Source organism: Nitrosomonas sp. Is24 (assembly GCF_033063335.1).
Taxonomy (GTDB): domain Bacteria; phylum Pseudomonadota; class Gammaproteobacteria; order Burkholderiales; family Nitrosomonadaceae; genus Nitrosomonas.
In genome coordinates this window covers 2014002-2034920 of record NZ_JAWJZG010000001.1, presented here as the reverse complement: position 1 = coordinate 2034920, position 20919 = coordinate 2014002, and the positions used below count along the sequence as shown (strand labels likewise).

Annotated in this window: 21 protein-coding genes and 1 pseudogene; 8 read left to right on the top strand and 14 right to left on the bottom strand. The window is 51.0% G+C overall.

All coding sequences use genetic code 11. The annotated features are described in order from the left end of the window. The first annotated feature begins 3 nt into the window (after positions 1 to 3). The 5 genes from R2103_RS09370 (at position 4) to R2103_RS09350 (ending at position 4280) form a co-directional block, all read left to right on the top strand. Positions 4 to 498: a TlpA family protein disulfide reductase gene (locus R2103_RS09370; RefSeq protein ID WP_317531174.1), complete on the top strand. Its 495-nt coding sequence runs from the start codon at positions 4 to 6 to the stop codon at positions 496 to 498. Then, the gene (locus R2103_RS09365; RefSeq protein ID WP_317531173.1) at positions 495 to 1787 is read left to right on the top strand and encodes a sialidase family protein; all 1293 of its coding nucleotides are present in this window, start codon (positions 495 to 497) and stop codon (positions 1785 to 1787) included. Before R2103_RS09370 ends, R2103_RS09365 begins: the two co-directional genes overlap by 4 nt. 82 nt (positions 1788 to 1869) lie before the next feature. Further along, entirely contained in the window at positions 1870 to 2262 is a 393-nt protein-coding gene (locus tag R2103_RS09360) for a copper resistance protein CopC (RefSeq protein WP_317531172.1), read from the top strand. Positions 2263 to 2300: 38 nt separating this feature from the next. Continuing rightward, positions 2301 to 3038: a hypothetical protein gene (locus tag R2103_RS09355; RefSeq protein WP_317531171.1), complete on the top strand. Its 738-nt coding sequence runs from the start codon at positions 2301 to 2303 to the stop codon at positions 3036 to 3038. Between the two features lie 474 nt (positions 3039 to 3512). Further along, positions 3513 to 4280, top strand: coding sequence for a phosphorylase (locus tag R2103_RS09350; RefSeq protein ID WP_317531170.1), 768 nt, complete (start codon positions 3513 to 3515; stop codon positions 4278 to 4280). Here the strand turns inward: R2103_RS09350 and R2103_RS09345 are convergent. The 4 genes from R2103_RS09345 to R2103_RS09330 form a co-directional block, all read right to left on the bottom strand. Further along, entirely contained in the window at positions 4229 to 6031 is a 1803-nt protein-coding gene (locus tag R2103_RS09345) for an ABC transporter transmembrane domain-containing protein (RefSeq protein ID WP_317531169.1), read from the bottom strand. The two genes, R2103_RS09350 and R2103_RS09345, sit on opposite strands and share 52 nt — an antisense overlap. Before the next feature lie 54 nt (positions 6032 to 6085). Beyond that, positions 6086 to 6553, bottom strand: coding sequence for a hypothetical protein (locus R2103_RS09340; RefSeq protein WP_317531168.1), 468 nt, complete (start codon positions 6551 to 6553; stop codon positions 6086 to 6088). Further along, positions 6554 to 7132, bottom strand: coding sequence for a GIY-YIG nuclease family protein (locus R2103_RS09335; RefSeq protein ID WP_317531167.1), 579 nt, complete (start codon positions 7130 to 7132; stop codon positions 6554 to 6556). It lies immediately after the preceding gene. A gap of 66 nt (positions 7133 to 7198) precedes the next feature. After that, positions 7199 to 7480 (bottom strand): peptidylprolyl isomerase, encoded by a 282-nt coding sequence (locus R2103_RS09330; protein WP_317531166.1) that lies wholly within the window; start codon positions 7478 to 7480, stop codon positions 7199 to 7201. A gap of 138 nt (positions 7481 to 7618) precedes the next feature. Here R2103_RS09330 and R2103_RS09325 point away from each other — a divergent pair, with 138 nt between their 5' ends. Genes R2103_RS09325 through R2103_RS09315 form a run of 3 tightly spaced genes read left to right on the top strand, consistent with a single transcriptional unit; the run spans position 7619 to position 11921 of the window. After that, the gene (locus R2103_RS09325; protein ID WP_317531165.1) at positions 7619 to 8284 is read left to right on the top strand and encodes an ABC transporter ATP-binding protein; all 666 of its coding nucleotides are present in this window, start codon (positions 7619 to 7621) and stop codon (positions 8282 to 8284) included. Continuing rightward, positions 8281 to 10821 (top strand): FtsX-like permease family protein, encoded by a 2541-nt coding sequence (locus tag R2103_RS09320; RefSeq protein ID WP_317531164.1) that lies wholly within the window; start codon positions 8281 to 8283, stop codon positions 10819 to 10821. The genes R2103_RS09325 and R2103_RS09320 overlap by 4 nt, the downstream gene beginning before the upstream one ends. Continuing rightward, complete coding sequence (locus tag R2103_RS09315; protein ID WP_317531163.1) at positions 10821 to 11921, top strand: carotenoid 1,2-hydratase; 1101 nt, start codon at positions 10821 to 10823, stop codon at positions 11919 to 11921. Before R2103_RS09320 ends, R2103_RS09315 begins: the two co-directional genes overlap by 1 nt. Before the next feature lie 718 nt (positions 11922 to 12639). On the opposite strand, the gene R2103_RS09310 is transcribed toward R2103_RS09315, so the two are convergent. The 10 genes and pseudogenes from R2103_RS09310 to hisI all read right to left on the bottom strand — a co-directional run bounded on the left by R2103_RS09310 (position 12640) and on the right by hisI (position 20888). Beyond that, the gene (locus tag R2103_RS09310) at positions 12640 to 14412 is read right to left on the bottom strand and encodes a putative bifunctional diguanylate cyclase/phosphodiesterase (protein WP_317531162.1); all 1773 of its coding nucleotides are present in this window, start codon (positions 14410 to 14412) and stop codon (positions 12640 to 12642) included. Between the two features lie 322 nt (positions 14413 to 14734). Beyond that, complete coding sequence (locus tag R2103_RS09305) at positions 14735 to 14944, bottom strand: heavy-metal-associated domain-containing protein (protein WP_317531161.1); 210 nt, start codon at positions 14942 to 14944, stop codon at positions 14735 to 14737. Positions 14945 to 14974: 30 nt separating this feature from the next. Beyond that, positions 14975 to 17368 (bottom strand): heavy metal translocating P-type ATPase, encoded by a 2394-nt coding sequence (locus R2103_RS09300; RefSeq protein WP_317531160.1) that lies wholly within the window; start codon positions 17366 to 17368, stop codon positions 14975 to 14977. Between the two features lie 32 nt (positions 17369 to 17400). Then, positions 17401 to 18015 carry a hypothetical protein gene (locus R2103_RS09295; RefSeq protein WP_317531159.1) on the bottom strand — a complete coding sequence of 205 codons (615 nt, stop codon included), beginning with the start codon at positions 18013 to 18015 and terminating at the stop codon, positions 17401 to 17403. A 114-nt stretch (positions 18016 to 18129) separates the two neighbouring features. Next, on the bottom strand, positions 18130 to 18921 hold the full coding sequence (gene tatC / locus R2103_RS09290; protein WP_317531158.1) for a twin-arginine translocase subunit TatC: 792 nt from the start codon (positions 18919 to 18921) through the stop codon (positions 18130 to 18132). 68 nt (positions 18922 to 18989) lie between these two features. Continuing rightward, on the bottom strand, positions 18990 to 19382 hold the full coding sequence (tatB, locus tag R2103_RS09285) for a Sec-independent protein translocase protein TatB (protein ID WP_317531157.1): 393 nt from the start codon (positions 19380 to 19382) through the stop codon (positions 18990 to 18992). Between the two features lie 255 nt (positions 19383 to 19637). Beyond that, positions 19638 to 19787 (bottom strand): annotated as a pseudogene (gene tatA, locus R2103_RS14385) (Sec-independent protein translocase subunit TatA); the annotation flags it as partial. Between the two features lie 32 nt (positions 19788 to 19819). Next, the gene (locus R2103_RS09275) at positions 19820 to 20170 is read right to left on the bottom strand and encodes a histidine triad nucleotide-binding protein (protein ID WP_132427854.1); all 351 of its coding nucleotides are present in this window, start codon (positions 20168 to 20170) and stop codon (positions 19820 to 19822) included. 2 nt (positions 20171 to 20172) lie between these two features. After that, on the bottom strand, positions 20173 to 20499 hold the full coding sequence (locus R2103_RS09270; protein WP_317531155.1) for a phosphoribosyl-ATP diphosphatase: 327 nt from the start codon (positions 20497 to 20499) through the stop codon (positions 20173 to 20175). Beyond that, the gene (gene hisI / locus R2103_RS09265; protein ID WP_132427850.1) at positions 20496 to 20888 is read right to left on the bottom strand and encodes a phosphoribosyl-AMP cyclohydrolase; all 393 of its coding nucleotides are present in this window, start codon (positions 20886 to 20888) and stop codon (positions 20496 to 20498) included. The genes R2103_RS09270 and hisI overlap by 4 nt, the downstream gene beginning before the upstream one ends. Positions 20889 to 20919: the final 31 nt, after the last annotated feature.

Below are 20919 nucleotides of genomic sequence, written 5' to 3'. Positions count from 1 at the left end.
AGCATGACCTTACGCAAAATATTTTTACTATGTGCACTCATTCTGTCATCCGGTTTTGTTTTACCGGCCGGTGCCGAGCAGGTGCAACTCAAACCTTTTATTCCCGGCAGTTATCAGAAATTGCTTGATAGCAATGCGGATAAGCCTTTCATGCTGGTGATCTGGTCGACCACTTGTTCATCCTGCATGAAGAAAATGCCACTGCTGCATGATCTGGCAAAAAGCAGACCGGAAATCAATATCGTGATGCTATCCGCCGACGATGCCTCAGCAACCGGCTTAGTTCAAACCGTATTGGCGAAAAACGAATTGACCAATCTGGAGCACTGGATTTTTGCCGAAGAAAATGCACAAAAATTGCGCTATGAGATTGATTCCAGATGGTATGGCGAGTTACCCAGAACCTACTTCATCAATAAAAATAATGAACGTCATGGCATTAGCGGCGCGTTATCCAAGGAGGACTACAACAATATTTTCAAGGTGCTGCTGAATTGAAACAGTGGATGTACGCCATTACCAATGACATGCAATCCGGAAGAAAGAGCGGATTGATTGTTTCCTTGAAATTAATTTGCCAGATCAGCTTAGTGATCCTCGGTTGCTTGCCGGGACCGGTGCTAAGCACGGAAGCGCCGGAAAATACCGCGCTCAATCCGGCAAACAATACGGTTTATGCGAAATCGACGCTGGGTTTGTATGATATTTCATCATTCGACGTTTATGTGGATCAAGAAATTATCCACCTCATTGTGAGTGGAAAACGCTCTGCTCAAAATCAGCATGCCTCGATTCGCTATACACATTCTGAAGATGGCGGGCGGCAATGGAAAAATCCGGTGACTGTAAATGAGTCATTGCCTGCCGCACTGGCCAGCCGTGGAAACGATGTGCAACTGGCGGTCAACGGTAACCATCTGGTATCACTGTGGCAGACTGAAGGCGAGTTCCCAACGATAGGACCGATGGTCAGCGCTTATTCCCCGGATGCTGGCCAAACATGGAAAAGAGGCGCCAATCCGGCCATGGACAATGACGGCAGCCAAGCTCACATCGATGTGATTGCTGACCGGAAAGGTAATTTTCACGCGGTTTGGCTGGCGGATCCCATGGAAAATGGTTACCAAGGTTTGCACTATGCCCGGTCGATTGATCAAGGCAAACAGTGGAGTCAGCCGGTTGCTCTGGACGATTCCACGTGCTCATGCTGCTGGAACACATTGGCATTGTCACCTGACAATAAACTCGCTGTTCTTTATCGCAATACGGCGCCTCGCGACATGTCGCTGGTGCAGTCGCTCGATGCCGGATTAACCTGGCGGCACGCCAGCACAGTCGGTGATTTTCAATGGAAATTCGAGGGCTGTCCGCATGTCGGCGGCGCTTTAAAATTTGCTGGCACAGGCCATATCGCTCAACTGCACAGTGTTGTTTGGACCGGCGTTGAAGACAAATCCGGTTTATATCATCTCTCTTCAAGCGATAACGGCCAAACCTGGTCGATTCCCCGGAAACTCGGGAGTATGGCAACGAATGGCGATATTGCGGCGCGCAATCGCAATGCTGTTGCGGCCATTTGGAATGAAATGGAACCGGATGGAGCGAGTATTTTTTACGCGAAATCAGAAGATGGCGGCGCGACCTGGTCAACGCCCAAACGTTTGACCGAAGCAAAGTATTCCGCAACGCAACCCAAATTAGTGGCGACAAAACATGGATTTTTAGCCGTATGGACGGAAAAAAACAAGCAGCATTCCAGTGAATTGGCTTGGTATGTTTTTGAATAATGTATAGCACTGATTCATCACGCGATCACGCCTGACGGCAGGGTGTGGGTTGCTATCACTACATTTTTACAGGAGAAACGCTATGGCACGTTGCAGTATCTTTTTTTCAATGAATCTACTGATGTGTTTGTTCTTTATTACTTTCTTAATCTTACCGGAAGCCGCTTTCGCGCATGCTGTCATGGTGAAATCGGTACCTGAAAAGGATAGCACCATCACCACGTCACCGAAGCAGGTGGATGTCTGGTTTAACGAGCATGTCAGGAGCGCTTTCAAATCGCTTGCCGTGATGAATAGTGCGGGAAAACGTGTTGATAACAAGGATATTGAACAGGAAGTGCTGGATCCTTCGCATATCTATATCAGCATTCCGCAGCTCCCTCCGGATACTTACACCGTCCGGTACCGCGTGATATCCGCGGATACACACGCGGTTTCGGGCAAATTTGACTTTACTGTTGCGGAATCCGACTAGCTTCAATACCCATATTCCTTATCGATGGAGCGCACTACATGATGAAACCATTCACTACCAAACAGTTATTAACGATTCTATTATGCGGCACCATTTTGCTGTTACCTGCCTGCAGCAAGAAAAATGTAACCGCCCCGGTGCAATTTGACTATACCGAAACGGTGGGTTGCCTCGTCACTAATGATTTGTACGCAATTTATTTCAGTGCTTATCTGAAGCCTGAAGGTGATCTGGAGAATATAAAAGGGAAAGATAGAAATAAATTGTTACGATCTTATTGTAAAAAAATCCCCAAAACGGGCTCGCTTTACTTTACCGCAGATCTGGTTGACGAAGACGCAAGGGAAACGCCTATCAGTGTCCGCTTGGTTAAACAAGAACTGATCGGACAGGATGAGAAGAAAGTGGAAAACTTCAAGGATACCGGCACCATTTTTGAAGTACCGGCGAAGCTGTACCCGCGGGGAATGGTGGAGACACATATCGAACTGGACAAAGAAGGGTTTTACGCGCTGTACCTTTCAGTCGGGGAAGAAAATACAATAACCGAAGAAAGTATACTCAGAATTCCATTGCACGTCGGTGTTGATCCTGATGCGGTATCCCCGTGGCATATTGCGCTAAGAATTCTGGCCGTTTGCTTGGGATTAATTATTCCCGTCATACTGGGATTGATTATGTTCTCTCCCATCATTCCGGCTAAGCAATGGGTTCAGGAAATCAGTAGAAGAAGTTTCTTTTTGAGTCATAAGCAAGGCATTGAAACTCAAAAATAACAGAGGATTACTGAACGGTAACCGCAGATGTCATGCTAGGCTAGCTGCTGCACCGCGGAACCGGATACTTCACCGGGGGTTTACGTAACTCCCGGTAAAACGCTTCTAAAGAATCAGTGCTTTCCGGTTAACACTGAATAAATGAGGCCAATATTGTGATACTCAGAAGCCGTGGATCAGCGCAAATATCTTTCCCGGAAAAACATCAGATCAATTGTGCGAGAACATGCGCCATTAGAAACCGCAATTACGCTGGTAATCACTATTGTCAAAATGCTGACACATCCATCAATCCAATGATACCTCCAGAAGTCCGATCGCCGCTGTAGTGCCAATGTGCCAATGGCGTTTTTTATGTTTACAGTCTTATAGGCGAGAATCCGTGCGCGTTCAATTTGCGTTGTTATGGTCATGCAAAATTCTTCCCAATCTGATGCCGGCGCGCTATCATGTTTTGATAAGGGGGGCTATCAATTGAAGATTATCGGAGTTGTTACGGCACTGAAGTCAGAAGCAAGCTGTTTGGTGGATAAACGTCGTTTTCCTCTTTATCAAGTGGTGGATATCGGGGATAGAACCTCGTTGTGTCTCAGCAGCATAGGAGGTAGCGCGGCGCGCGGGGCGGCATTGAAATTGTGCGGGCAGAACATTAATGCTTTAGTCAGTTTTGGTGTGGCTGCGGCCTTGGATGACAAGTTAATTCCCGGCGATCTGGTATTGCCCGAAGCAGTTATGATGGACGGCGAGATCCTGCCGGTGGATATGGAATGGCGCGACCGGCTGCACGGTATCATGTCAAAACACGTCACGGTTACGAACGGAATCCTGACATCTTGTGAAGCGCCGCTCACTACCCGCGCGCAAAAACTGGCGTTGGGTGAGGCTACCGGTGCTTGCGCGGCGGATATGGAATCGGCGGCCGTGGCAAAAGTGGCGGCCGATGCCGGCATTTCGTTTCTCGCTATCCGGGCGATTGTCGATCCGCTCGAATTTTCCCCGCCGGAGGCATTGATGGGCGCGGTATATCCCGATGGCAGCGTGGATGCCATTCAGCTCATTAAATTGGTGCTTAACCGGTCGGTCTCAGTCGTGACGCTGATCCACCTCGCGCTTGGAATGCACGTAGCGCGCTCCGCTTTAACGGAGGTCGTGCAAAAAACGGGATTGACTTTCGCGAGTGATTACATGCCTTATCGTGATGCCGAGTTAAGCGAGAGCAGATCAGTCGATACGAGTGACTGAAACTGCAACGCCGCCAGCCGTGCATACAGCGGACTGGATTGCAGCAATTGCGCATGTGTGCCGATCGCATCCAGCCGTCCGTGATCGAGCACGGCAATCCGGCCGGCGGATTGCACCGTAGCCAGACGATGCGCGATGACCAACGTGGTTCGATTGCGCATCAGCTGCTGCAATGCTTGCTGCACCCAATATTCGCTTTGCGCATCCAGCGCGCTGGTGGCTTCGTCCAGCAACAGCACCGGCGCATCCGCCAGAATCGCCCGGGCAATCGCCAGCCGCTGTTTTTGCCCGCCCGATAAACCCAAACCGGCATCTCCCAAATGCGTTTGATAGCCTTGCGGTAATTGACAGATAAACTCATGTGCGTAAGCCGCTTCAGCCGCCGCTTGCACATCCGCATCGCTGGCATCGGGGCGGGCATAGCGCAGATTGTCGCCGATGGTGCCGTAAAACAACGCCGGGGTTTGCGATACCAGCGCAAAGCAGCGGCGCAAGGCAAAAAGATCGAGCTGCCGGATATCGATACCTTCCAGTTTTATAGCGCCGGACTGGCTGTCAAAGAAACGCAACAGCAAATCAAACAACGTCGACTTGCCCGCTCCGGAAGGGCCGACCAGCGCCAGTGTTTCGCCTGCCCGGACTGTCAGTGTCAGATTGTCGATGGCCAGCACATCGGGACGGGAAGGGTAGGCGAAGCACAGTTGATTGATGGCGATATTTCCCGATACGTTGGTTAGAGGTTGAGGGGTTTCCGGCGATTGGATCCGATTCGGCGCTTGCAGCAATTCCATGGTGCGCTCGGCGGCACCGGCGGCGCGCTGTAATTCGCCGATGACCTCCGAAATCGACGCAACGGCGGAACCAACGATCACACTGTAGAAAACAAACGCCGCCAATTCGCCTGCGCTGATCCGGCCTTCGATTACATCGATACCGCCGACCCATAGCATCAATCCGACAGCACCCATCACCAGCAAAATAACCAGGGTGATCAACAACGAACGTTGCAGGGTGCGTTGTTTGGCAACGGCGAAAGCTTCTTCAACCTGCGTGTGAAAGGTGCGTTGATCGATGGACTGGTGATTGTAGGCCTGCACGGTTTTAATTTGACCCAGCACTTCGCCGACATAAGCACCGACCGCGGCGATTTTATCCTGGCTTTGGCGCGACAACTGCCGCACGCGGCGGCCATAAATCAAGATCGGCACTACCACCAGCGGCACGCAAATCGTCACCAGCGCGGTCAACTTCACGTTGGTGATAAATAACCAGATGATGCCGCCAATCATCATGATCAAATTGCGCAATGCGAACGATACCGACGAGCCGATCACGGTTTGCAGTAACGTCATATCGGCAGTCAGGCGCGACTGGATTTCGAGGCTGCGGTTCTCCTCGAAAAAACCCGGATGCAGATGGATCAGATGGTTGAATACTTTACTTCGGATATCGGCAATTACCCGCTCACCCAGCCAGGTAACCCAGTAATAGCGCGTAAACGTGCCGACGGCCAAGGCGATCACCAGCAGTAAAAAGATCACCACATACTGACTGAGTAGTTCCTTGGATTGCGTGGCGAATCCCTGGTCGATCATCAACCGGATACCTTGCCCGATCGACAACGTAATCGTGGCGGTAAATAACAGCGCCAGCAAACTGTAGACGACCTGGCGCCGGTACGGTGCGATAAACTGCGCTGCTTTTTTGATGCTCTGCCAGCGGGTTTGTGTGTTCTTTGGGGAATCTGTCATGAATGAATCCCGCCGGATAGCGGGCGCTGCTGTAATTGCTATAAGTTGGATGGGTTAATCTTGAGAATCGGGTTTTTGCACAAATCCGGCAATGAGCAGTATCCAGGCAACAATTAACCCGATAATGGCCGGGATATGCGTCAGTTTCACAAACTGCTCCTGCCACATAGCACCGCCGCTTGCACCAGCCTGCTGCGCCGCGATTGCCAGCGATTCCGCAGTACCCCACCAGGCATTGGCGATTTCTGAAATGACGGTGAGCCACGTTAAACAAGCGGCAATCAGCATGACCAAAGCCGAGCGTGCGCTGACCTTATGCGGCAGCGTAAGAAGCAGTATCGCCATCAAGATGAACAGCATGCCGTTCAGCACCGCTTGAATGTGCGCGCTCAATGCCAGACGAGGGAAGGGCGTGTGCGGTATCACCAACCCCCAGATGATACCCACTAATACCAATGCCAGTCCGTGGATCAGGATTTGTCTTGCTCGGCTTTGTACATTTATGTCAATGCCTTTGATCATTTATTGTACTTTAGCGACATGTTTCCGTGAGTTTCCTTCTCTTGCGAGTTTTCCCTCGCGCATAAGTAAACCAATAATACTATATGAGAGATAATCCTTCGAACCACCACCATAATCACTCTTTAGGCCTAAAAGACTTGCAGCATCAGAATTTGAGATTCCTGATGGGTTCGCTTTAGCAAATTCGAGAACCGCATCTTTTAATAATGAGAGTCCGATTTGAGCTTTTTCTTGTGCGCCGTGAGGTACAACGATAGAAGATCTCACTTTTCCAGATAACCCGGAAGGAATGATTACATTTGTAAGAAAACCACCTGTATCAATTGTGCCAAATGCGGATATCAACTCAGCTTCAAGCTTAATTGATTGCGCTTCACTGACTGAATCAACCAATATCGTAACAAGAACCTGAGCGCCTTGGTCCATAATCTCTTGGATTAATTTACCTTTCCGGGAATTATCGGGTTTTATCAGGTGATCATAGGCTCTTACACCAGTTCCTTTCCCAATGTAAAAAGGCTTGGCTGGTGAAGAACGCGGATCTTTTAAAGCGTAGACGTAATAGGAGGTTTCTATCATTGGGAGGATTAAAGGGTTACACAAAATCAATTTTTCTATTTCTAATGATATTGTAAAAATAATGATTTAATCTTTTCTTTCTGTAACTTCCACCAAATGATAGCCAAACTGTGTTTTAACCGGGCCTTGTACTTCACCGACCGGTGCGCTGAACACGACGGTATCGAATTCCTTCACCATTTGTCCGCGGCCAAATTCACCTAAATCACCGCCTTGCTTGCCGGATGGACAGAGTGAATGTTGCTGTGCGATTTCGGCGAAGCTGGCGCCGTTTTCGATTTCGCTTTTCAGGTTGTTACATTGTTCTTCGGTTTTTACCAGAATATGACGTGCGCTGGCTCGGGCCATGAGATTCTCCTTTGGTATTTATCAAAAATAATTTTTCGTACGTGATACATTTAAGCACAGATTGGCGTGCTGATTGAAGCATTGTGCCATTTTTATGTTGCGAGGGTTTGATGAAAATTTTGTGTGGTGGCGGTGCGAATGCTTGAGTTAATGAATGTCAACAAAGCATACGCCGAAGGGCGGAAAGTGCTGACCGGTTTAAGCTATACGCTGGAAGCGGGCGAGTATGTCGCGATCATGGGCGAGTCGGGCGTGGGTAAGTCGACCTTGCTGAATCTGGTCGCCGGGTTGGATACGCCGGATTCGGGCGAGATCCGTATTAACGGCGTGGCGATTTCATCGCTGGATGACGATGCGGCGACGCGATTGCGGCGCGAGCAGTTCGGTTTTATTTTTCAGGCGTTTCATGTGCTGCCGCACCTCACCGTGTCGCAGAATGTTGCCTTGCCGCTATTGCTGAATGGCGCGCCAACGGAGCGCGTGGCACAGATGCTGAGAGATGTGGGATTGCACGATCGCGGGCATCATTTTTCGCGCCAGTTGTCCGGCGGCGAACTGCAACGCGTGGCGATTGCACGGGCGCTGGTGCATCGGCCCAAATTAGTGCTGGCGGACGAACCGACCGGTAACCTCGATCCCGATACGGCGCATGAGATTCTTCAGTTGATGCGCACCGAAATCAAAGCCAATGGCGCTACCGGCATTCTCGTGACGCATTCGCATGCCGCCGCTGCGACAGCGGACCGGGTGCTGAATTTGACCAAGGATGGTTTGCATCCGGCCAAACCCGGCGAGCGCGCATGAACACGGCGACGTTATCGCGCTGGCTATTGTTCGGTGAGTGGCGCGCGCATTGGGTGCAAATGATCGTGGCGCTGATCGCCATCGCGATCGGCGTGGCCATGGCGTTTTCCATTCATCTGATCAATACCGCAGCGTTCAATGAATTTTCCGCGGCGAGTAAAAGCTTGTCGGGGCAATCGGATTTGCAGGTGCGCGGGCGCAAGGCGTTCTTTGACGAAGCGTTATACCCCTTGCTGGCGCAGCATGACGGTGTCGCAGTAGCGAATCCGGTGCTGGAATTCGATGTGGCGATCCCCGGTAAGCAGCAAAACAGAAACGATCACAAACTGAAAATCATCGGCATCGACATGTTCCGGGCGATGCGGATTTCACCCGATCTGCTCGGATTGGTTGAAGAGGGGAAAACGCTGGACCGGTTGGCGGACGATGCGATTTTTCTTTCACCTGCGGCAATGGAATGGTTGCAGGTTGAACAAGGCGATGCGCTGCAATTGAACGCCGGATTGCAAGCCGTTACGTTGCGTGTGGCGGGCGGTTTGGTGCGCGCAAGAGCGGGGCAGCGTATCGCGGTGATGGATATCGGCGCGGCGCAATGGCGCTTTCAGCAGCTTGGCGTGTTGTCGCGCATCGAACTGAAACTGCGCGATGGCGTCAATCACGCGGCGTTTAAAGCCAAACTGGCGGAAGAATTGGGCGAAGCGTATTGGGTGACCGAGGTGGCCGATCAGGAAAAGCGCATTGCCAATATGTCGCGCGCCTACCGCATCAATTTGAATATGCTGGCGCTGGTGGCGCTGTTTACCGGCACCTTCCTGGTTTTTTCCACGCAAGCATTGTCGGTCATCCGGCGGCGCCAGCAATTCGCGTTGCTGCGCGTGCTGGGTTTCACGCGGCAGCAATTGCTGCGGCAGATCATGACCGAAGGCGGGATTCTGGGGGTGAGCGGTTCGTTGCTGGGATTGGCGCTGGGTTATGCGGTTGCGGTGCTGGCGATCCGTTTGCTGGGCGGCGATTTGGGCACTAATTTCTTTCCGGGTGTCAAACCGGGCATTCATTTCGATACCTGGGATGCCGGGATATTTTTTGCAGTGGGCTTGAGCGTGACGATGCTGGGAAGCATCATCCCGGCATTGGAAGCGGCACGGGCCAAACCGGCATTGGCATTACGCTCCGGCAGTGAAGATACGGCAATGGCGAAATTATCCCCGCCGTGGTTTGCGCTGATTTGTTTGTCGGTTGCGGCATTGTTTACACAATTGCCACCGGTTTTCGAGCTGCCCATTTTCGGTTATCTGGCCATTGTATTACTGCTGATCGGCGGCATTGCGTTAATGCCGCGTTTGACTGCAGGGTTCTTTTCAGCAGTGCTGGCCAGATGGCAGCGCCACCGGAGCGGCGCCGTGTCTACGCTGGCATTGGCGCGCTTGGCGAATGCGCCGAATCAGGCCGCTATCGCATTGGGCGGCATATTGGCGAGTTTCAGCCTGATGGTCGCGATGGCGATCATGGTGACGAGTTTCCGTATCTCGATCGATAACTGGCTGGGGCGCGTGCTACCGGCCGATTTATATGTGCGCGCCGCGGCCAGCGGCGATCTGCAAACCGATGCGCAAAAGGCGATTGCCGGGTTACCCGGTTTCGACCGGGTGGATTTTTTCCGTACCCAGCAACTGACGCTCGATGTCAACCGGCCGGAAATCACCCTGTTCGCCCGTCCTGTCGATAAAGCGGATGCGCGCAATACGCTGCCATTGACGGACGACATGATCGCTTCGGAAGCGTTGCCGGAAAATGTCATGCCGGTCTGGGTATCGGAAGCGATGGTCGACCTATACGGTTACCGGGTAGGGGAGAAAGTAACGTTGCCGATCGGCGCGGCGTCCAGCGAATTTTTGGTTGCCGGAGTATGGCGCGACTATGGCCGTCAATTTGGCGCAATTCAGATGCAATTGGCGGATTATCAAGCATTAACCGGCGATTTGGGTGTCAATACCGTGGCCCTATGGTTGCATCCGGGAGCAAGCCCAGATGCGGCTACTGCCGGATTGCGCCAACTGCCGTTCGGTGCCGCGCTGGAGATATCGAGATCGAGCGATATGCGCGCGTTAAGCCTGGAAATTTTTGACCGCAGTTTTGCGGTGACGTATTTGCTGGAACTGGTCGCGGTGGTGATCGGTTTGCTTGGCGTGGCGGCGAGTTTTTCCGCACAGACATTGGCGCGTGTCAAGGAATTCGGCATGCTGCGGCATATCGGCGTGATGCGCCGGCAGATTCTGGTGATGTTGGCGGCGGAAGGCAGTTTATTGACCGCGCTTGGCATGGTGCTGGGTTTTCTATTGGGGTGGAGCATCAGCCTGATTCTGGTTTTTATCGTCAATCCGCAATCGTTCCATTGGACCATGCAGCTGCATCTGCCATGGAATTGGCTCGCGCTGATTGCCGTGATCATGCTGGTTGCAGCGGCATTGACGGCATTGCTGGCCGGGCGGCGGGCGGTTTCCGGTGAAGTGATACGTGCGGTGCGGGAGGATTGGTAATGAAGCAAAACAACTGGAGCGGTGCAAGCGCTGTGATCGCCTTGGTGCTGCTGTTTCTCGGTCTGCTGGGAACAGCAGCGCTGGCTGAATCGGACCGGTTAAAGCCGGTCACACCCGGTTATAAACTTATTTTTCCGCAGGATTACGGCGCGCACCAGGATTTTCGCATCGAATGGTGGTACATCACCGGCTGGCTGGAGACTGAAGATAAGAAGCCATTGGGGTTCCAGGTTACTTTTTTCCGTTATGCAACCGATCAGAATCACGATAATCCCAGCCAGTTCGCGGCGAAGTATCTGATCATCGCGCACTTGGCGTTATCCGATCCCGCCGCAGGTAAGCTGATGCACGAAGAAAAGTCGTTGCGGGAAGGTTTCAATCTGGCTTATGCCAAAGAAGGCAATACCGATGTGAGACTGGACGATTGGACGCTGGTACGCGAGGAAGATGGGCATTATCAGGTGGAAATGCAAGGCAGCGATATCGGTTTGCGCTTAGCACTGACCCCAACACAAATGGCGATGCTGCAAGATCAAAACGGTTTCTCGCGTAAGGGCCCGAAACCGGAGCAAGCGAGCTATTATTACAGCGAACCGCATTTAAGCGTGACCGGCACGGTCTTCCGGGATAACAAGCCGGTTGCGGTGAGCGGCCGCGCCTGGCTGGATCACGAGTGGTCGACCGCTTATCTGGATCCCGAAGCGGATGGCTGGGATTGGACGGGCGCAAATCTGGACGATGGTTCGGCATTGATGGCATTCCAGATACGCCGCAAAGGCGGGGGCAAGGTGTGGGCATACGCGGCACTGCGCGATCCTTCCGGTAATATGCGGTTGTTTGAACCGGAGCAGGTGGAATTCACCCCGGTTCGCACTTGGCAATCGCCGCATACGGAGGCGGTTTATCCGGTTGCAATGCACATCCGCACCGGCGAGATCGAATGGAGGCTTACGCCTTTGTTGGATGATCAGGAACTGGATTCGCGTCAATCCACCGGTTCGGTTTACTGGGAAGGCGCGGTAACGCTGACCAAGGACAATCAGCCCGCCGGAAAGGGCTATCTTGAGCTAACCGGCTACGTGAAACCTTTGGCATTATGAAAATGATTTTTATCCCGGAAAATATTGCTCCAATGAATGGAAATAGCCTGAAAACACAAGGCGAATCAGCCGATAGCGCGCGGGATATTTTGCCGGATTGCATGGATTTTTATAGTAAAAATAGAGCATACTCAATTTCAATACTTTCAATGTTGTTAAATGTGAGTTAGAATTTGCCCACGCAGTGATCTTAATGGTGCAAGATGATTGCGAATAGTGTACTCGGTTCTATAAAGAAAGGATTGCTGTCACAGTGAATCTAAGGAACAGAGATAAAGTGAAACGGTTATAAAGTTTTGTAATCGTATACGGAGGGACCGGTCACTGATCGGTTTTAATTCTTAATCAAAGGAGATTGTTATGGCCGAAATCAACAGAAGAGAAACAGATGCGCAAGTTTTAAGATTATTCTTCATTTCAACAGCTGTTTTCCTCGTTATCGGGGCAATCATTTACGGCGTATTCTAGGCTGAAATACTCACTAATGTCCTTTTGAGGTTTAAGTTTTACTAAAAAACTTATTCCATCACAGTAAGTGATAGATAGGACAGAGTCAGTCAATTATTCCCAAAAAAATACCCATCTGACGGAGAATCCGGTAGATGGGTATTATTTATTCTAGGCAATGAGATGAGTATATGTTGTAGCGATCTGTGTAAGATTGCTACCCCGCACCAGCGATTGATTATATAGACTTCCTCAGTCTGAATTCATACTGTCAGATCTTTACCCCTTTGGAAGCTTGATGGTTCATTGCTCGAATGAAGTCCTGCTCATGCATGGGTAGATAGAAGAAATAACCCTGTATAAAATCGCAGCCATACTGTTTCAGCTCCGCTAGTTGAGCTTCGGTTTCAACACCTTCCACAATCAGTTTTAATCCTAAAGAATGCCCCAATCCGATAACTGTGCGAATCAGCACTTGTTTTTCATGCTGGCTTTCCAAATCGTCAACGAACGACTTGCTGATTTTTAATAAGTTGATGGGTAACTGAATCAATTGCGCTAACGAAGAATAGCCGGTGCCAAATTCATCAATGGCAATTTGTAAACCGAGATCTGCCAGCCGATGAAAGACTGCTAGATTCGATTCAACATCCGGCATTAGCGCAGCCTCTGTTAACTCAACCACAATCTTAGCCGGATTGGCGCCTGTTTCTTGCAGGATTGCCGAAAAATTATTGAGTAATTGCTTATGGTTGAGCTGCCGGGCTGATAAATTGATGGATACGTAGGGTGCTTGATCCCCCCAACGCCGTTGCCAATCCGCCTGCGCTTTGCAACCTTCTCGAAAAACCCAGTCACCGATGGAAAAAACCATTCCGGTCATTTCCGCAACCGGAATGAAGATTTCCGGCGATATGGATTTTCCATTCAAATTCCAGCGCAGCAGTAATTCTGCGCCGACGATTTGCTCGGTATCTGGTGTAATGATCGGCTGATAAACTGCCGTAAGCTCGTTGTGTTCTAGTGCTCGCCGCAATCCTTGGCCGATTGAATTTTTCTGATGCGCTTGTTTCTGTAGCTGATCATTAAAGAATTGCCATCCACCCCTGCCTTTTTGTTTCATCTCGTACATGGCCGTGTCTGCCGAGCGCATCATTTCGTCCGCTGAGTACTGCTGGCCATGACCGATAATAATGCCGATACTTGCCGTTACCGATAGACTCATATCCTGGCAGGTGATGTTTTCCTTCAAAGCATCATTAATGCGCGTTGCTAAATTTGCAATTAACTCCGGTTTTTCAACTTGCTCGCATAATACGATGAACTCATCGCCGGATAGTCTGCCCACGGTATCGTCAGGGCGGATTTGAATCAGCAGACGATCAGCGATTATTTTTAATACCTCGTCGCCGGTTATGTGACCGTAGGTATCATTAATCAGCTTGAAACCATCCAGATCAATAAACAGTAACGCGACATTCAGTTTTTTTCGCAGGGAACGCTGCAGTGCGTTATTCAGCCGTTCATGAATCAATTTGCGGTTGGGTAAACCGGTCAATGCGTCGTGTGTCGACTGCCGGATTAATTCCTGCACTTGGTGCTTACGCTGTGTGATATCGGTCATGCTGACCACCAATATCCATTGGCCGCCGCTATGGAATTTGGCGATTCCCGCATCGAGCTCAATCAGCGTGCCATCCTTGCGATAGCCGATGACTGAATCGCGTTGACCCATGCGGCGCTGTGTTTCGCCGCCGAGGACAAATTGTCTCAGTGCATCAACATGCCGCTCGCGGTAACGCGGCGGCAACAGGAAATGTACCGGCATGCCGGTTAATTCTTCCGCGGTATAGCAAAATAATTCGCAAGCACTGTGATTAGCTTCGAGAATGATGCCTTCTTCGTCAGTGACAATAATAATCAGATCGACGAAAGACAGAATCTTTTGTGCTGCATCATTGATGACTTGTTTGTGTGTCATGGCCGTATTCGCCGTGACTGGATGGGATAGCGGGAATGTTCCGGCGTTATTTGCGGGATACATCCAGAATTCTCAATGTAGCTGGACGTATTGTTTGCGTTCAATAGGCCTAGGACCGGTACGATGGCGGGGCCATCAATACTCGCCGTTCCGTTTATAGCGGGAGCCATTGAATCAAACCGTATCGGTTCGATAACTACTTTCATAAAATCCCGTTTTGTTATAGTTATTGGGATAACGCAATAAGTATTTAGAATATGAAATAGAGGAAATGCCCTACAACAGTGGTAAGAATTTTACTATAACAGTAGTAAGAATTTTACTATAACTCTAATACTTATGAAAGATCTCTGATAATTCACAACAGGATGCTGATTGATTATTTTTAATCCACGACGTCAAATCCGGCATCAATGATCGTTTCTTTGAGTTGATTCAGGCTGGTGTTTTCGGGATTGAATTGAACGATGGCTTGCGCCGGATCAAGCGTAACTTCCAATTGAGCGATTCCCGGCACATTCTTGAGGACATTTTTGATGCTATTGACACAGCCCATACAGGTCATGCCTTTTATTTTAATAGTGGCGGTTTGCATTACGACGACTCCCTAACAATGATTTTATTTTTAATGATTGGCTTGCCAGCGTTTTAATAACAATGAATTACTGACAACGGATACCGAGCTCATGGCCATGGCGGCGCCGGCGATGACCGGATTGAGCATGCCCATTGCCGCCAACGGGATGCCCAGGATATTGTAGACAAAAGCAAAGAACAAATTCTGGCGGATTTTCTTGAGCGTGGCGCGCGATAAGGAAATGGCATCGGCGACGCTCATCAGATCATTGCGTATTAGAGTGATATCGGCCGCTTCAATCGCGACATCGGAACCGGCGCCGATGGCGAAACTGACATCCGCAGCAGCCAGGGCGGGTGCATCGTTGATACCGTCACCCACCATCGCGGTAAACTGTCCGCTGTTTTTCATTGTTAACACTTCAGCCGCTTTATCCTGCGGCAAAACTTCGGCACGGTATTGCGTAATGCCGGTACGTTTGGCAATAGCCGCAGCGGTCACTGCGTTATCGCCGGTCAGCATGATCACTTCAATACCCATCGATTGCAGTTGTTTGATTGCTTTAATGGATGTATCCCGCAGGCGATCCGCAATGGCTAGATAGCCGAGCAGCTGAGATATATCGCCAGCTGTGGATGCCACACCGATAACGGTTTTTCCTTCCGCTTGCAACGCCGTAATTTGTTGCTCATCCACAGCGACACCGTGCTGTGTCAAAAATTTGGGCGAACCGAGCAGGTACTGGATGCCATTCATGCGAGCAGTGATACCGCTGCCGGCAATGGCCGAAAAATCTTCAATGGCGTGCAGCGATAGCTGTTGTTTCTGCGCGCGATCCAGAACCGCCCGCGCCAGCGGGTGTTCGGATCCTTGTTCCAGGGAAGCCGCAATGAGCAGCAAGTCTTGCGCATGCAATGATCCAGCCGGAACAATATCGGTGACCTCCGGTTGACCTTCCGTCAATGTGCCGGTTTTGTCAACAATCAGCGTTTGAATTTTTTCGGCGTGTTCCAAGGCGGCTGCATTTTTCACCAGCACCCCGGCCTGCGCGCCGCGTCCGGTGCCGACCATGATGGCGGTCGGCGTGGCGAGTCCCAATGCGCACGGACAAGCGATGACCAGTACGGCAACGGCGTTGATCAGTGCGGTAACAAATTCGTGCGTGAGCCACCAGGTGATCCCCAGCGTCAGGACGCTGATGATCACGACGACCGGAACGAAAATTCCCGAAATTGTATCCGCCATGCGTTGAATGGGCGCTTTCGAACCTTGCGCTTCCTCGACCAGATGGATAATCGCGGCCAGCTGCGTATGCGCACCCACGCTGGTGGCGCGGCATTTGAGCAAACCTTGTTGATTCAGCGTGGCAGCAAACACTTTTGCACCGGCTTGCTTGCTGACGGGCAAGCTTTCACCGGTCAGCATGGATTCGTTGACGTTTGATGAGCCTTCAACGACGACACCATCGACCGGCAAATTTTCACCCGGGCGCACGATAAAAATATCGTTGACTTGCAGGCTGCTGGCCGGTACTTCGAGAATCTCGCCATTGCGTTCGATGCGGGCTGTTTTGGGTTGCAGTCTGATCAAAGCTTCGATCGCCGCGGAAGTTTTTCCTTTGGCGCGTGCTTCCATCAATTTGCCGAGCAACACGAGGGTGATGATGGCGGCGCTGGCTTCAAAATAAACATGCTGATCCAATGCAAAGGCGGTGACCGCAGCGCTGAAGAAATACGCCATACTGGTGCCCAAGGCCACCAGTACATCCATATTGGCGCCACCGCCTCGCAGAGAATGCCACGCGCCGGTATAGAAGCGGCGGCCGATCCAGAATTGCACCGGTGTGGCCAAGAGCCATTGCAGCCAGCGCGGCAGCATGTCCATGTCGTGACCGGTGAACATGGCGCCCATTTGCAGCACCAGCGGTAAGGTAAGGGCCGCTGAAATCCAGAATAACCGCAATTCGGCCTGGTAGGCGGCAAGCCGCCGCGCTTTTTCCTCGGCATGACTGGATTCGCTGATTTCAGTGGCGTCATATCCCGCATTGACGACCGCTTCGATCAAACGATCGGCAGTCATCATGCCCGGCATGAAACTGACCCTGGCTGTTTCAGTTGCTACATTGACTGTGGCGGTGACACCGGGCAATTGATTCAAGGCTTTTTCGATGTGTCCGGCACAGGCGGCGCAGGTCATTTTGTGCAGTTGTAGTTGTACCGTGCGCGGTGCAATGTGAAAACCGGCTTTCTCGATGGCCTTAATCAACACATCCGCATTTGCCTGATTCTCGTCATAGTTCACCTGAGCTTTTTCGTTGGCGAAATTGACGGCCGCTTCGACACCCGGCAATTTGTTCAGATTCTTCTCGATGCGCGCGGCACAGGCGGCACAGGTCATGCCTTCGATGGGTAGTTCAATGTGTTTGAGGGGCGGAGAGTTCACAAATAGGATCCAATAATACCGGGGAGTGGTTGTTATGGGCGATCAGGCACCAGCACGCCGTCCACCAACCGGATTCTATCGCCTTGATGGAAATTGGCCGCATTCGGAAGCGCAATGATGGCTTGCTGGCCATCGTTCATGGTGATGCCGACCTGATATTGATCGTGCGGTTGCGCTGTGCTTCTCGCATGAGCGCCATCCACGGTGCCGGGATAGCTCGTGTCATGCGGATACGGATTCTGGCGGATGATCTCCCGCGCGACAGTTCCGGCGACGACGCCACCTGCAATGGCATTCAAACCAGGGCCTTGTCCGATTCTATTGACGAAATTGATGACACCGCAATTGATGCAACCTGATGCCGCGGGTTGCCGGGGTATGGTGCCGGCGTCTGTGCTTTTGATACTGACGCTGTTGCGGGGTGCGCCAATGGCGGTGCCAATACGATGAATGGTTCTGGGTGGCCGGTTGACGTCAGGGGGGCTTTCCGGTGGCGGCTGGGTGGTCAAGCGCTGGGATTGCTGTGGATCATTTTGCTCCGCGGCGGTTGATTGTGCGAGTACTACAGCCGGAACACAGACACTGAAAAGGATGGCTGATCCTATCAGCCGTTTTACGGTATTCAAGACGGAACGGCTACTCAACATCGCGAATCTCCTTGCAGTCAATTGCTGTAACGAATTTTTTAGATCGGGAGGAATGGCGTTGGTTTCATTATAGCGATTTCCGCCGGGTCTGATCGATTCCTCGTGCAGATCCGGTCAGTCGGTTTTTTCTGGTATATCTTTTTGTGCTGAAGCATCCTGCTTGGCAGGTGTTATATCTGTTGCATCTTCTTGCTGCTGTTTTTTGATCATCAATGCGGCGATGAAGATACCGAGTTCGTACAGAAGGCATAAAGGTACCGCCAGCATAAACTGCGAAACCACATCGGGCGGGGTGAAAATGGCGGCGATGATGAATGCGCCGACAATCACATACGGGCGTATTTCCTTGAGTTTCTCGATGGTGATGACACCTGTTCTGACCAATATGATGACAAATACCGGTACTTCAAAAGTGACCCCGAAAGCGATAAACATCGATAAAACAAAGCTTAAGTACTTGCTAATATCGGTCATTACCGCGACACCTTCCGGTGCAAAATAGGTAATGAATTCAAATACCAGCGGCAATGCGGCAAAGTAAGCGAACGACATGCCGCAAAAGAACAGCAGGCTGCTGCCGAAGACCAGCGGCAGGGCAAGGCGTTTTTCATGTGAATAAAGCCCGGGTGCGACGAAAGCCCAAATTTGATATAGCGTGTGCGGCAATGTAATGACAAAAGCCATCATCATCGCAACCTGCATCGGCACAAAGAAGGGTGTCGCGACATCGGTGGCGATCATTTGTCCGCCTTGCGGCAGTTTCTCCAGCAGCGGTTGCGCCAGCAAGGTATACAGTTCGCGCGCATAGAAAGCGCAGGGCAGGAATCCAAGCATGAGCACAGCCAGGATGCGGATCATCCGGACGCGCAATTCCACTAAATGCGACAGGAATGAGCCTTCAAGCATGGTGATCGCGGTAGCGCTGGTTATATTGAATCGGCATCGATAAACACCTTGTAGTCCGCGCCCAACGGCTACTTTCTTTCCTGACCGGAGCCATACTGTGCGGTTTCATCGTTACCGGAGATCGTTGCTTGCGGTTCTTGACCGGATTGTGGCGGCAACGAGCCGGAAGGCGGGCTGTCTTCGGGTTTTGCATCGGTCATCGTGGTTTTCAAGCGATCAACGCCTTCGTGTACCGAGTCTTCAATCGATTGCACCGTTTCTTGCATCGAGGACTGCATTTTTTTCAGCTCCTCCATGCGTATTTCGTTATGGATATCGGTTCGGATGGCATAAACAAAGTTGCGGCAGCGCCCATACAGATGACCTACAGTGCGCGCCACGGCGGGCAGGCGTTCAGGCCCGATTACGATCAGTGCTACGATCGAGATAACCAGCAACTCCATAAAACTGATATCAAACATGTTGTTGCGTAGACCGGATTCAGAGTGATGAGACGATTGATGTGAACATGACCGGATTCTCCTGCGAAAAAAAGCTTCCTAAGTCCTGGGGTGCGCTTTTTCCTTGATTTCGGCGTCTGCTGCTGCGCTATGCGCTGCGTTGGCTGTGCTGGCAGACGGTTGCGTATGATTTTCCTTGAAGGTATTCGCGCCCGATTCCTTGCTTGCCGTCACTTCAATCACATTATCATTGGCTGAATTTGTGCGGGCTGAAGCTGTATCGGTTTCCGATTCCTTCATGCCTTCCTTGAACCCCTTCAACGCTCCGCCCAGATCGCTACCGAGGTTGCGCAGTTTTTTTGTGCCGAATACCAGTACAACAATGACCAGCACGATAATCCAATGCCAGATGCTAAATGTACCCATGACTTTCTCCTGTGAGATGGAACAGTGCTGGCCTAGCCGTGGTGAATCATCCCAGGCAGACGTTCCCGGCCGCCGATGATGTGGAAATGGATATGAAATACCTCTTGTCCGCCTGCCCGCCCGGTATTGATGATCGTGCGGAAACCATCTTCGCAGCCTTGCGCTTTCGCCAGTTTAGGCGCTAATAATAGCATTTTCCCCAGTAAATCCTGATGATTATCTTGCACGTCAGCGAGTGAATCGATGTGCAGCTTGGGGATCAGCAAGAAATGCACCGGCGCGGCCGGATTGATATCGTGAAACGCGAGAATATCGTCATCTTCGTATACTTTGTTGGATGGGATTTCTTTGCGTGCGATTTTGCAGAATATACAGTTATCCATGGCTAATCCGATTTTCGAGAAGCTTTTTCTACGATGCCGGAAACGCCTTCGCGTCTTTCCAGCTCTCGCAGCACATCGTCCGGCGTCAGTCCGTGGTGCGCGAGCAATATCAGGCAGTGAAACCATAAATCGGCGGTTTCATAAATCACCTGGTCGGTATTGCCATCTTTGGACGCCATCAAGGTTTCGGCAGACTCTTCCGCGATTTTCTTGAGTATCTTGTCCTGTCCGCCATGCAACAGTTTGGCGACGTATGAGCTGTTTGCATCGGCTGATTTGCGTGCTTCTATGGTTTCCGCGAGGCGGCGAAGAATGGTGGTATCGGTCATTGGGTGTAAATTTCGTCCGGATCTTTGATAATGGGGGCTACGGTAACCCATTCAGTACCTTCCAGTTTCTGGAAGAAACAGCTGTGCCGCCCGGTATGGCAGGCGATTCCGCCGGTTTGTTCGACCACGAGCAGCAATACATCTTCATCGCAATCCAAATAAATTTCTTTTACTTTTTGTGTGTGACCGGATTCTTCGCCCTTGTGCCACAGTTTTTTACGCGAACGTGACCAGTATACGGCTTCACGTTTCTCGACGGTCAGCTTGAGCGCTTCGCGATTCATCCAGGCAACCATGAGGATTTTTCCGCTATCCGCTTCTTGGGCGATGACCGGTATCAATCCATCTTCCGACCAATTGATTTTGCTAAGCCAAGTATCAGGAGGCATACAATAAGCAGTACTTTCGTTCAGTTATAAA